12 protein-coding genes are annotated in these 12,426 nt (G+C 56.6%); 8 read left to right on the forward strand and 4 right to left on the reverse strand.

Translation table 11 applies throughout. The annotated features are described in order from the left end of the window. The first annotated feature begins 48 nt into the window (after nt 1-48). Complete coding sequence (locus Q9245_RS04730) at nt 49-234, forward strand: hypothetical protein (protein ID WP_305896068.1); 186 nt, start codon at nt 49-51, stop codon at nt 232-234. Nucleotides 235-298: 64 nt separating this feature from the next. On the opposite strand, the gene Q9245_RS04735 is transcribed toward Q9245_RS04730, so the two are convergent. Further along, nucleotides 299-2,353, reverse strand: coding sequence for an NADPH-dependent 2,4-dienoyl-CoA reductase (locus Q9245_RS04735; RefSeq protein WP_305896069.1), 2,055 nt, complete (start codon nt 2,351-2,353; stop codon nt 299-301). A 347-nt stretch (nt 2,354-2,700) separates the two neighbouring features. Here Q9245_RS04735 and Q9245_RS04740 point away from each other — a divergent pair, with 347 nt between their 5' ends. Genes Q9245_RS04740 through Q9245_RS04770 form a run of 7 tightly spaced genes read left to right on the forward strand, consistent with a single transcriptional unit; the run spans nt 2,701 to nt 10,163 of the window. After that, entirely contained in the window at nt 2,701-5,502 is a 2,802-nt protein-coding gene (locus Q9245_RS04740; RefSeq protein WP_305896070.1) for a monovalent cation/H+ antiporter subunit A, read from the forward strand. After that, the gene (locus Q9245_RS04745) at nt 5,502-5,870 is read left to right on the forward strand and encodes a Na+/H+ antiporter subunit C (protein ID WP_305896071.1); all 369 of its coding nucleotides are present in this window, start codon (nt 5,502-5,504) and stop codon (nt 5,868-5,870) included. Before Q9245_RS04740 ends, Q9245_RS04745 begins: the two co-directional genes overlap by 1 nt. Then, nucleotides 5,867-7,384, forward strand: coding sequence for a monovalent cation/H+ antiporter subunit D (locus Q9245_RS04750; RefSeq protein WP_305896072.1), 1,518 nt, complete (start codon nt 5,867-5,869; stop codon nt 7,382-7,384). The genes Q9245_RS04745 and Q9245_RS04750 overlap by 4 nt, the downstream gene beginning before the upstream one ends. After that, nucleotides 7,384-7,872, forward strand: a complete 489-nt coding sequence (locus Q9245_RS04755; protein ID WP_305896073.1) for a Na+/H+ antiporter subunit E — start codon at nt 7,384-7,386, stop codon at nt 7,870-7,872. The genes Q9245_RS04750 and Q9245_RS04755 overlap by 1 nt, the downstream gene beginning before the upstream one ends. Further along, nucleotides 7,869-8,138: a K+/H+ antiporter subunit F gene (locus tag Q9245_RS04760; RefSeq protein ID WP_305896074.1), complete on the forward strand. Its 270-nt coding sequence runs from the start codon at nt 7,869-7,871 to the stop codon at nt 8,136-8,138. Before Q9245_RS04755 ends, Q9245_RS04760 begins: the two co-directional genes overlap by 4 nt. A gap of 21 nt (nt 8,139-8,159) precedes the next feature. Further along, nucleotides 8,160-8,486 (forward strand): Na+/H+ antiporter subunit G, encoded by a 327-nt coding sequence (locus Q9245_RS04765; protein ID WP_305896075.1) that lies wholly within the window; start codon nt 8,160-8,162, stop codon nt 8,484-8,486. A gap of 30 nt (nt 8,487-8,516) precedes the next feature. Next, nucleotides 8,517-10,163 carry a fatty acid--CoA ligase gene (locus Q9245_RS04770; protein WP_305896076.1) on the forward strand — a complete coding sequence of 549 codons (1,647 nt, stop codon included), beginning with the start codon at nt 8,517-8,519 and terminating at the stop codon, nt 10,161-10,163. A gap of 60 nt (nt 10,164-10,223) precedes the next feature. Here Q9245_RS04770 and Q9245_RS04775 read toward each other — a convergent pair whose 3' ends face one another. Genes Q9245_RS04775 through Q9245_RS04785 form a run of 3 tightly spaced genes read right to left on the reverse strand, consistent with a single transcriptional unit; the run spans nt 10,224 to nt 12,422 of the window. Next, complete coding sequence (locus Q9245_RS04775) at nt 10,224-11,477, reverse strand: D-amino acid dehydrogenase (protein ID WP_305896077.1); 1,254 nt, start codon at nt 11,475-11,477, stop codon at nt 10,224-10,226. Between the two features lie 36 nt (nt 11,478-11,513). After that, nucleotides 11,514-11,873 (reverse strand): translation initiation factor Sui1, encoded by a 360-nt coding sequence (locus Q9245_RS04780; RefSeq protein ID WP_305896078.1) that lies wholly within the window; start codon nt 11,871-11,873, stop codon nt 11,514-11,516. Nucleotides 11,874-11,894: 21 nt separating this feature from the next. Continuing rightward, entirely contained in the window at nt 11,895-12,422 is a 528-nt protein-coding gene (locus Q9245_RS04785) for a DUF4136 domain-containing protein (protein WP_305896079.1), read from the reverse strand. Between the last annotated feature and the right edge of the window lie 4 nt (nt 12,423-12,426).

Consider the following 12,426-nt stretch of genomic DNA (forward strand, 5'->3'; position numbering starts at 1 on the left):
CTTCGTGAAAGGCCTGTTTTAGGCTGCTAGTGTAAGGAATCCCGACAGATGTACGAAGGGGAAGACGCCGTGAACAGATTATTAAGGCAAAGCCAGTCCGAGGTTTTAAGCCGGCTCTATGAGATGAAGTGCAAGCAAATCAAGCACGCTCGCGAGCAAGGGCAAAGCTTACACAGTCAGGTGCTGGAAGCCGAGGCCGAGGCCATTTCGAACGCGCTGAAAGCCGTTCGGTAAGGCCTCAACCCCACAGTGCCCAAAAGTGACCACTACAGTCACTTTTGGGCAAGGAACAGCAGCATCAGAGTGCTGCAGCCACTTCGGTACCTTGGCGAATCGCTCGCTTCGCATCCAGCTCTTCTGCCAGATCCGCGCCGCCGATCAAGTGCGCTTTCAGGCCCGCGCCTTCAAGCTGATCGTATAGCTCGCGGAACGACTCCTGACCGGCGCATAGCACTACGTTATCAACCGGCAGCACTTTCTTCTCGATTTCTTTGCCATCTTTATCCGACACGGTGATGTGCAAGCCTTCGTCATCGATGCGGTCGTAACTGCATCCTTTCAGCATTTCCACATCGCGGTGCTTCAGGCTGTTGCGGTGCACCCAACCGGAGGTTTTACCCAGACCACCACCTACTTTGCTGGTTCTCCGCTGCATCAGGTAGATCTTGCGCGGTGTCGGTGTTGCCTCGCGCTCTGCCAAACCACCGGGCCCGTCGAATTCCGGATGAACACCCCACTCCGCCTGCCAATCACTGACTTTGACCTGCTCACCTTCAGGTTGGCGCTCGAAGTCGTGAGTCAGGAATTCACTGACATCGAAACCAATACCACCCGCGCCGATCACCGCAACGGTTTTACCCACCGGCTTGTTGTGGCGCAGCACGTCGAGGTATCCAAGCACTTTCGGATGATCGATACCTTCAATTTTCGGTGTCCTTGGCTTAACACCGGTGGCAATGATCACGTCGTCAAAACCCTCGGCCTTCAACGATTCGGCATCCACGCGGGTGTTGAGCTTCAGATCGATTTCCAACAACTCGATCTGGCGCTGGAAGTAGCGCAGCGTTTCGTAGAATTCTTCCTTACCCGGAATGCGCTTGGCGTAGTTGAACTGACCGCCAATTTTGTCGTCCGCTTCGTACAACGTCACTTTGTGACCGCGTTTGGCTGCGGTTGTGGCGGCCGCCAGGCCCGCAGGTCCCGCTCCGACTACCGCAACATTGCGCACCACCGGTGCAACCGTCAGTACCAGTTCCGTTTCGAAACACGCGCGCGGGTTCACCAAACAGGACGCTCGTTTGGCCTGGAATACGTGGTCCAGACACGCCTGGTTACAGGCAATGCAGGTGTTGATCTCGTCACTGCGATCTTGTTCGGCCTTGCGCACGAACTCGCTGTCGGCCAACAACGGCCGCGCCATAGACACCATATCCGCTTTGCCGTCTGCGATAATCTCTTCGCCCTTTTCGGGCGTGTTGATGCGGTTGGTGGTGCACACCGGGATATCGACTTCGTCGTAGAACTTGGCGGTTACATCCGCAAACCCGCCGCGGGGCACGGAGGTCACGATGGTGGGTACCCGGGCTTCGTGCCAGCCAATGCCGGTATTAATGATGGTCGCGCCGGCTTTCTCAATGGCTTTACCCAAGGTCACGATCTGATCCCAGGTTTGGCCGCCTTCCACCAGATCCAGCATCGACAGACGGTAAATGATGATGAACTCGGGGCCTACCGCTTCGCGCATACGGCGAACGATCTCAACCGGCACACGCATGCGGTTTTCGTAGGGTCCGCCCCACTTATCTTTACGCTTGTTGGTACGTTCGCACAGGAATTGGTTTATGAAATAGCCTTCGGAGCCCATCACCTCAACGCCATCGTAGCCGGCAAACTTGGCCAGCTTGGCCGCATTCACGAAGTCGTTGATATGGCGATCAACGCCTTTGGTGGACAATGCTCGAGCTTTGAAAGGGCTGATCGGCGCTTTGGTGGCCGAAGCGGAAACAATCAGAGGCTGGTAGCCGTAACGGCCTGCGTGCAGCAACTGCATACAGATCTTGCCGCCCGCTTCATGCACAGCGCCCGTCACGTGGCGATGCAGCAACGCCGTGGCACGATTATTCATCGTGGAGGCCAAGGGCGCCAATTGGCCAGCTAGGTTGGGCGAGAAACCACCCGTTACCATCAGGCCTACGCCGCCTTCCGCACGCTCGGCAAAGTATCGGGCCAGCTTGTGAATATTCCAGAACCGGTCTTCCAGCCCCGTGTGCATGGAGCCCATCAGTACGCGGTTTTTCAACTCGGTAAAACCAAGGTCCAGCGGTTTCAGAAGGTTAGGATACGGAGTGCTCATGGTTCTCTCTCAGCGATTATTTTTGGGCAGTATACACTTGATTGGCGTGATGTTGACTTGACCTACCCCGCGAGCCACGTATTATCAGCTTTCAAGTTTCATTGACGGAGCAAACATGACCGGAAGGTCCACCGGCCGCATCGTTTCGCCAGGATTCCTCCAGCCCGCTGACATTGTCTTGCAGCGTGGGCGTCTTCCCTATTTTCCGGATCCGCCAAGGTTCAACTAACCCCTGTATAAACCGGTGCTTACTCGGTTTTTCTGTGCAGTGAGGCTGGCCGCCCACTACACTTTGAGGGGCATTTCGCCCTACATTCACGCCTGAAAACACCAAAAACGAGGTTGCGATGTCGCTACCGCTGGTTGTCCTACTGCCCTTTTTAGGCGCGATTGCTGCTCCCCTGTTTGCGCAGGGAGGGCGTACAGCGATTGCTATTGCTTCTTCCGTGCCCGCGTTGATTGCGCTGGCGGCCCTGTTTCCGCATTGGGCAACGCTGGCCGACGGAGGTGTTGTTCTACACAGCTTCGAATGGTTACCGGCAATCGGAATTTCCTTCTCGTTCCGTCTTGACGGCTTGGCGCTGATGTTCGCACTGCTGATTCTGGTCATCGGGTTGCTGATTATCATCTACGCCCATTACTACTTGAAGGCCAGCGAAAACGTCAGAAAGTTCTACTCGCTGCTGCTCTGCTTCAAGGGTTCTATGTTGGGCATTGTGTTGTCCGGCAACCTGTTGCTGATGCTTATTTTCTGGGAAGTGACCAGCCTGACCTCATTCCTGCTGATCAGTTACTGGACGCATAAACAAGATGCCCGCCGAGGTGCCCGGATGGCACTGGCGGTAACCGGTGGCGGCGGACTGGCATTGCTGGCCGGTATTCTGATCATCGGCAACATTGTTGGCAGTTTCGAGCTGGATGATGTGCTGGCTGCAGGCGATTTGATTAAAGCTCACGCCATGTACCCGGTCGCACTGACACTGGTCCTATTGGGGGCGTTCACCAAATCTGCGCAGTTCCCGTTCCATTTCTGGCTGCCCCATGCCATGCAAGCACCGACACCGGTTTCTGCGTATCTGCACTCGGCCACCATGGTGAAAGCCGGCATCTTCCTGATGGCGCGTTTGTACCCGGCATTGGCCGGCACGGAGCTTTGGTTCTATCTGGTCAGCTTTACGGGCATGGCCACACTGCTGATCGGCGCCTACACGGCGATGTTCAAGCACGACCTTAAGGGTCTGCTGGCGCATTCGACGGTCAGCCATCTTGGTTTGATCACGCTGCTGTTCGGCATGGGCACCAAACTGGCGGCGGTTGCAGCCCTCTTTCACGTTATTAACCACGCCACCTTTAAAGCCTCGCTGTTTATGGCGGCCGGGATTATCGACCACGAAACCGGCACCCGGGACATGCGCAGAATCAACGGCTTGTGGCGCTATATGCCCCACACAGCCACCCTTGCGATGGTTGCTGCGTCGTCCATGGCTGGTGTTCCGTTGCTGAACGGATTCCTGAGTAAAGAGATGTTCTTTGCCGAATCTCTGGCACTGAATCTGCCCGGCTTATGGGCATGGCTCCCCCCCATCGTCGCGACTCTGGCGGGAATATTTGCGGTTGCCTACTCCGCTCGTTTTATTCACGACGTGTTCTTTAACGGCAAGCCGGTGAACCTGCCGATCTACCCTCCTCATGAGCCACCCCGCTATATGAAGTTCCCGGTAGAAATTCTGGTATTTGCCTGCATTATGGTGGGCATGTTCCCTGCCATATCGGTTGGCCCGCTGCTGTTTTCTGCGGCTCAGGCAACCCTGGGTGGCGCCGTTCCGGATTACCAGTTAGCGGTGATGCACGGCATCAATTTACCGTTGATGATGAGTGTTGCCGCGTTCGTTGGTGGCCTGTTGATGTACAGCCAGCGCCAGCGTTTTTTCGACTTCCACGAGCGTTTCAAGGAAATTGATGAGAAAGCGATCTTCGAAGCCGTACTGATGCGTATCGAAGACTTCGCTCACCGCCTGACAGCGCGTATAGAGAACGGCTCCTTGCAACGCTACGCCATGTTGATGGTGGTCAGCGTGATTGCGGTTTCGATCGTTCCGGTCATGGATTTGGGCATCTTTGTGGGCAGCAATGGCCTGTCCCCTATCGACTGGCCCACCGCGCTTGGCGCAGGCTTTTTGATCGTGTCGGCGCTGGCGACTGCGTTCGTCCATCGTGAACGTTTCACCGCATTGGTACTGCTCAGCGTGGTCGGCCTGATGGTGGCATTGGCTTTCGCGCGTTTCTCGGCGCCGGATCTGGCCATGACCCAGCTCTCCGTAGAGGTGGTCACCATGGTTCTGCTGATGCTGGCGCTGTACTACATGCCGTCGTGGACGCCGCTTGAGACACCGAAAGGACGCCGGATACGGGATATCGCTCTGGCCTTGCTGGCAGGCACCGGCATGACGCTGATCACTCTGGCCATGCTGACTCAGCCGTTCACCTCTATCTCCGAGTTCTTCCTTGAGAACAGCAAGCCCGGCGGTGGCGGCACCAACGTGGTGAACGTGATCCTGGTGGACTTCCGGGGCTTCGATACCCTGGGTGAAATCAGCGTGCTGGCCATTGCGGCTATGGGCATTTACGCGATGCTCAAGAATACCGCCCTGACACCGCCTCCGGGCGATGGTCAAGGTCACACCTGGACCCGTGACGCCTATCCGCTGATGTTGAAACAGGTCGCTCGTCCGATGTTGCCGATGGCGCTCATGGTATCGGCTTACATCTTCCTGAGAGGCCACAACATGCCGGGCGGCGGTTTCATCGCTGGCCTGATCACTTCGGTGGCGCTGGTCATCCAGTACGTTGCCAACGGCATGGTCTGGACTCAGGACCGGGTGGGCATCAAATACCACAACGTGATCGGCCTTGGATTGCTGTTCGCCACCATTGCCGGCGCAGGCAGTCTGGCCTTCAGCTATCCGTTCCTGACCTCCACGTTCGGGTACATCACCTGGCCGGTGGTCGGCAAGTTTGAAGTGGCCTCGGCGCTGATATTTGATCTGGGCGTTTATCTCGCCGTTATCGGCGCGACTCTGCTGATTCTGGTCAGTATCGGCCGGGTATCACCGCACTCAGCCATCAAGAGCCCGCGGAGGAAATCGTAATGGAACTTTTGTTTGCTTTGGTTATCGGTACGCTCACCGCATCCGGCGTTTACCTGTTATTGCGGGCTCGTACCTTCCCGGTTGTTATGGGGCTGACGCTGTTGTCCTACGGGGTCAATCTGTTCCTGTTTGCCTCCGGTCGGCTGAGTACCGCACAACAACCGATCTTGGGCACGGCGGAAAGCTACTCTGACCCGCTCCCCCAAGCACTGGTGTTAACCGCGATCGTTATCGGCTTCGCCATGACCGCCTTTGTCGTGGTGCTGTCTCTGCGGAATCTGGCCGACAACGATGACGATCATGTAGACGGCTGCCCGCCGGCACATCCTGCCAACAGCAAGCAGGAACAGGAGGAAACCGGCAAATGAATCACTGGCTCATTGCTCCCATCGCCATTCCGTTACTTGGCGGGATATTGCAGACCTTTATGGGCTATGCGCCCATCAGTTTGCGGCGAACGCTGGCCATTACCACCAGCGTGCTGGTTTTGGTCGCCTCGATCGTTCTGGTGGGCCTGGCCGACGACGGCAGCTACCGGATATACGCTTTCGGCAACTGGCAGCCCCCCTTTGGCATCGTGCTGGTGCTCGACCGCCTCGCCGCGCTGATGCTTGTACTGACAGCGGTGCTGGCGGTGTTCGCCCACATATTCTCCATTGGCGGAGCAGACGAAGGTAACCGTCAGTTCCACACACTGTTTCTGTTCCAGATCATGGGCCTGAACATTGCGTTCCTGACGGGCGACCTGTTCAACCTGTTTGTGGCGTTTGAAGTGCTGCTGATTGCCTCTTACGGTCTGCTGATGCATGGCGGCGGTACGATTCGGACGGTGCCGGGGCTGCACTATGTTGCCTTGAACCTTGTCGGCTCAGCCATCTTCCTGATTGCCGTGGGCATGATCTACAGCGTTACGGGCACCCTCAACATGGCCGATCTGGCCGTAAAAGTGCCGCAGGTGACCGGAGAAAATCTGGCGTTGGTGAAAGCCGGCGCAATGATGCTGCTGGTGGTGTTCGGCCTGAAGGCCGCAATCTTGCCGCTATGCTTCTGGCTGCCGAAAGCCTACGCCAAAGCCACGGCGCCGGTAGCGGCCCTGTTCGCAATCATGACCAAAGTCGGTGTTTACGCCATCATTCGGGTATATGTGCTGATCTTTGGCGAAAATTCCGGAGAGTTAGCGTTCCTCGGTATGGACTGGCTGTTCCCGCTGGCGCTGATTACGCTGTCGATGGGCGTTATCGGTGCTCTGGGCGCAAACAACCTGAAAACGCTCATCGCCTGGCAAGTTATTATCTCGGTCGGCACCTTGCTCGCGCCGGTTGCCCTGGGTTCCGAAGCGGGTGTTTCGGCAGCATTGTTCTATCTGCTCAGCACCACCTGGACCGTGGCAGGCCTGTTCCTGGTTGCTGAGCTGGTGGCCATTCAACGAGGCAGCGCAGGGGATCGCATTATCACCGCGCCCAAAATGCCGCACCGGACTCTCATCAGCGTATTGTTCATGGTTGGCGCCGTCGCCGCAGCAGGCTTACCACCGCTGAGCGGCTTCTTCGGCAAAGTGCTGATACTGAAATCGGTCGAACCCGGCCCTCAAATGGCCTGGCTGTGGTCTGTACTGCTGGGAGGCAGTTTCCTCACCCTTATTGCATACAGTCGCGCCGGGAGCATCCTGTTCTGGCGCACCATTGATGGTCACATCAAGCCACCTGAGCCGATGAAAGGCGTTGTTTCGGTATCAACCGGCGCACTGATCGGGCTGACGGTACTGGTCGTGGCTTTTGCTGGCCCGATCAACGAGTACACGGAGGCCACCGCCGCCCAGCTATTCGACACCTCCGCTTATACTCAGATTCTCACAACACCGATGTTCGGGGAGGATAACTGATGCTGGATCGTTTGAATTTCCCGCAACCCTGGCTCAGTCTGGTGCTATTCAGCACCTGGCAATTCCTGAGCGACGGTATTTCCGGAGCCAGCGTGGTGATGGGCCTGTTGCTGGCGTGGATCATCCCGCAAATCACACACGGCTTCTGGCCGGAGCGACCGGCTTTCGTTAAAGTCTGGCGGATGCCGATGTTCGTACTGATCGTGATCTGGGATATTCTGGTGGCCAGCTGCAAGGTAGCGGTGCTGATTCTTAACCCCAGGCAGCCCAGACCCGTGTTCGTCAACTACCCCCTGCAACTGGATCACCCTCTGGCGATCTCGTTACTGGCAAGCACCATTTCACTGACACCGGGCACCGTAAGCGCCGATGTCAGCGATGACAACAAAACGCTTCTGATCCACGCGCTGGATGCCGAAAACGAGCAAGAGGTCATCGATGCCATCCACAAGCGATACGAGAAGCCGCTGATGGAGATGTTCCGATGATGATAACTGCACTCTACATAACCATCGCCATGGTCATGATCGCGGCTTTACTGAACGTGTATCGTCTGATCATTGGTCCAGACGCGCCAGACCGCGTGCTGGCACTGGACACGCTCTATATCAACGCCATCGCCATGATCATCCTGCTCGGCATTACCTTCAACTCGCGAATGTACCTCGAGTCAGGTTTGCTGATCGCGGTCATGGGGTTTGTCAGTACCGTTGCCATGGCTAAATACCTGAAACGCGGCAGCGTCATCGAATAATCGGGCCGAAGGAGGCATTCCATGAGTCCACTGACAGAATACATTATCTCTGCCTTGCTGCTTCTGGGCGGCGCGTTTACCTTGGTTGGTGCCATCGGTTTGGCCCGACTGCCCGATTTTTTCACCCGCTTGCATGGCCCGACCAAAGCGACCACAGTAGGTGTGGGCGCAATCATGCTCAGCTCCGTGATCTATTTCAGCAGCCACGGCTTTGGCATTTCCGAAGTACTGATCACCGTTTTCCTGTTTATAACAGCCCCGGTGAGCGCCAACATGCTGGCGAAAGCCGCCATGCACATAGGCGTCAAATCCATGAAAGGCACCCAAGGTAATCCCTGGGAGCAATAACAACAAACAAAAGACACGAGGTGTTCCAAGATGGCCAAAACAAAAATTCTTCAGCCAGCAGAAAATGCCTACCAGTACCCGCTACTGATCAAACGCCTCCTGATGTCCGGGCCCCGATACAACCCGGATCAGGAAATCGTCTACGCCAATCGCAGCAAGTACACCTACAGCGATCTGGTTGAACGTGTGCACCGCCTGGCAAACGCGCTGACGGATGCCGGCGTAAAAGCCGGAGATACCGTTGCGGTGATGGATTGGGACACGCCCCGTTACCTAGAATGCTTCTTCGCCATTCCGATGATCGGCGCCATCCTGCACACCGTGAACGTGCGGCTGTCCCCGGAACAGATCGTCTATACCATGAACCACGCTGAAGACGACGTGGTGTTGGTGCACGATGATTTCATGCCGATTATTGAAGGCGTGAAAGACGACATCCAGACGGTCAAAACCTGGATCCAGCTTACCGACAACGATTCCGCTGCCGACACCTCAATCAACACGCTCGGCGAATACGAAGCATTGCTGGGCAAAGCGGACACGCAATTCGACTTCCCGGACTTCGACGAAAACAGCGTTGCCACGACGTTCTACACCACCGGCACAACCGGCAACCCCAAAGGGGTTTACTTCAGCCACAGGCAGCTGGTTCTGCACACGCTCGCCATGACTGGCACCCTGTCGGCTTACGACGAGATGCCGTTCCTGCGATCGTCCTCGGTTTACATGCCGGTAACGCCCATGTTCCACGTGCATGCGTGGGGCGTGCCTTATGCGGCCACATTACTGGGCATCAAACAGGTGTATCCGGGCCGGTACGAGCCCGAACTGCTGGTGGATCTGATCAAAACCCATAAGGTCACTACGTCGCATTGCGTACCTACGGTGATGCAGATGATGATGGCTACCGAATCCATCAAAACCGCAGACCTCAGCAACTGGCACGTACTGATCGGCGGCAGCGCCCTGACCAAGGGGTTGTGTGATGCCGCGGCCAAACTCGGCATCAAGATGTACACCGGCTACGGTATGTCGGAAACCTGCCCGTTGTTGAGTGCCACCTACCTCAAGCCGGAAGATCTGGAATTGCCATTGGAAGAGCAAACCCACATCCGCGTAAAAACCGGCATTGCAGTACCCATGGTGGAGCTGGAAATTGTGGACCCGAGTGGCAAGCCGGTTGCCCACGACGGAGAAGCCAAAGGTGAAGTGGTGGCCCGAGCACCCTGGCTAACCCAAAACTATTTCAAAGAGCCCCAGAAAGGCGAAGACCTCTGGCAAGGCGGCTGGCTACACACCGGCGATGTGGCCTCGATGGAGCCAAATAACACGCTCACCATCAAAGACCGGATCAAGGATGTGATCAAAACAGGCGGCGAGTGGTTGTCTTCTCTGGATCTGGAAAACCTGATCAGCCAGCACCCGGCCGTTGCCGGTGCCGCCGTGGTGGGCGTACCCGACGAGAAATGGGGCGAGCGGCCTTACGCTCTGGTAACGCTAAAACCCGGCGAAAACGTTGGTTTGGAAGACATTCAACAGCACCTGCAGAAATTTGTAGAGAGCGGCGAAATCAACAAGTGGGCAATTCCCAGCCAAATTGATATCGTAGAAGACATACCGAAAACCAGCGTTGGTAAAATCAACAAGAAACTGATTCGGGACCAGTTGGCTGAGTGATCTCTCTGCCAACTCAAAAGCCGGTGCACGTTCTCGCGCACCGGCTTTTTTATGGGCGACTCACAGCCCGGTAAAGGCGAAATCCACCTCGGGCGTTCGCCCGCTGACGATGTCTGCCAACGCAGCCGCCGAGCCGCAGGAATGAGTCCAACCCAAAGTGCCATGCCCGGTATTCAGGTACAGATTGCTGAACGGACTTTTGCCGATGTAAGGCACATTGGACGGCGTTGTTGGCCGGAGCCCGCTCCAGAACGCGGCCTGTTCCCAATGCGCGGCTTCTGGCATCAGCTCAGCCGCCCTGCGCACGATGGCCCGGCAACGGGTGGCGTTCAGAGTCCGGCTATAACCACCCAGCTCTGCGGTTCCGGCAACCCGAATACGATCCCCCAAGCGGGAGTAAACCAGCTTGAACTCGTCATCGGTCAAACTTACGTTAAAAGCAGCTTCTTCGTTTTTGACCGGTACCGTAATGGAATACCCCTTGGCCGGGTAGATATTCAGAAACAGACCTAACGGCCGGGCGAGCACCGCACTGAAACTCCCCAGGCTCAGTACATAGCTATCGGCACGGAGCGTGTGATGTTTGCCCTCACTCAAGGCCTGCACCCCGAGAATCCGGTCACCCACTTTCTCGAAACCCAACACCTCGGTGCCATAAAGAAACTCGACGCCGGCTTCGCGGCAGCGTTCAGCCAGTGCCTGGGTAAACTTCCGGGCATCACCACTTTCGTCTTCTGAGGTATACGTGGCGCCGGCAATACGATGGCGAACGGGTTTCAACGCCGGTTCAAGCTCCACCGCCCGATCCGCCTCAACCACCTGCCGATCACAGCCCAGTTCGCGCATAATCCGCGCCGGCTCTAACGCCGCTTCGAATTCTTTGGGGTTGGTATAGAAATGAAGAATGCCCTTGTCGAGCTGGTCGTAATCGAGATCAATATTTTTCCGCAAAACCTGAAGCTGGCCCCGGCTATAGGTGCCAAGGTTCACCATCTGTCGGATGTTATGAGCCGCTTTGGCCGAGGTACACTGCCCGAGAAACGAAAGCGCCCAGCGCCACTGGTAGGGATCCAGCCCCGGGCGAAACAGCAAGGGAGCCTCGGGTTGCGCAAGCCACTTAAGGACTTTCAGCGGCGCGGCCGGGTTGGCCCAAGGTTCCGCGTGGGAGACAGAGATCTGGCCACCGTTGGCGTAACTGGTTTCCAGCCCGGATTGAGGTTGACGATCGACCACCGTAACCTGGTGCCCCTGCGCCTGAAGAAACCAGGCCGTAGTAACTCCCACGACCCCAGCGCCCAGTACCAGAAGGTGCATACCTCTTGTTCCTTACAAATCGGATTGAATAGAACTTCAGCCGCCGGACCGTTTCACGGTCCATCCTTTTTGCTGAAGCAAAGGCACCAGCAGATCTCGATGATCGCCCTGGATCTCCACCACACCGTCTTTTACTGTACCACCTGTGCCGCATTTTGCTTTTAGCACTTTGGCGTAGTCTTTCAGCGCTTTGCTGTCGAGGGGAATGCCGGTAATCAAGGTCACGCCTTTGCCTTTCCGGCCTTTGGTTTCGCGGCTGACACGTACGACACCATCGCCTTCCGGCTGTACTGGCTCGCCGCACGCACATTCGGAAACCGGGTTACGGCAACCCGGACACATGCGACCTTGCTCGGTGGAAAAGACCAGGCCACCTTCCCGCTTCTTCATACCCATCAACAAAATCCTGTCGGTTTATCAGTTTAAGCCGGGAGGGTATTTCGAAAACATTTCCGCGACAACCTCATCAATCAGTTTACGCCGGGTTTCCGGAGACTGGTTTTCATTCAGGTAACGGCGACTGGCAGCACGCCAAACAACTTCAGCGCTGTCCTGATCAACCAGCTCTACCACCAACTTGCCTTCGGTGACTTCGCGAACCGGTGGCGGTGCCGACAGGGCCCAGCCAAAGTTACCACGACCAAAACCGAAGCCCAGACCCAATCCGCTCTGTTCCAGCCGCTCCTCAGACACAATCTGCCAGCTAACCAGCAGGTCGGCGTTATCCTTCGCAACTTTTTTCATGGCCTTGCGGTTGAGCTCCCGCTCAACGGCACTGCGCACCCGAGCATCGTCAAGGGAGGCGAATCCGGTGCCTTGATCCATCGGAGCATAGGCCCAACTGCTGTAATTCCCGAACACGGTCGAAGTGTTGTAATCCGTCACCACGTTGCTGGCACAACCGGCCAGAATCATGGTCAGGGCTGCAATCATTAAAACGCGCATCGAT

The sequence above is a fragment of the Marinobacter sp. MDS2 genome, from assembly GCF_030718085.1.
In the GTDB taxonomy this organism is placed as follows: domain Bacteria; phylum Pseudomonadota; class Gammaproteobacteria; order Pseudomonadales; family Oleiphilaceae; genus Marinobacter.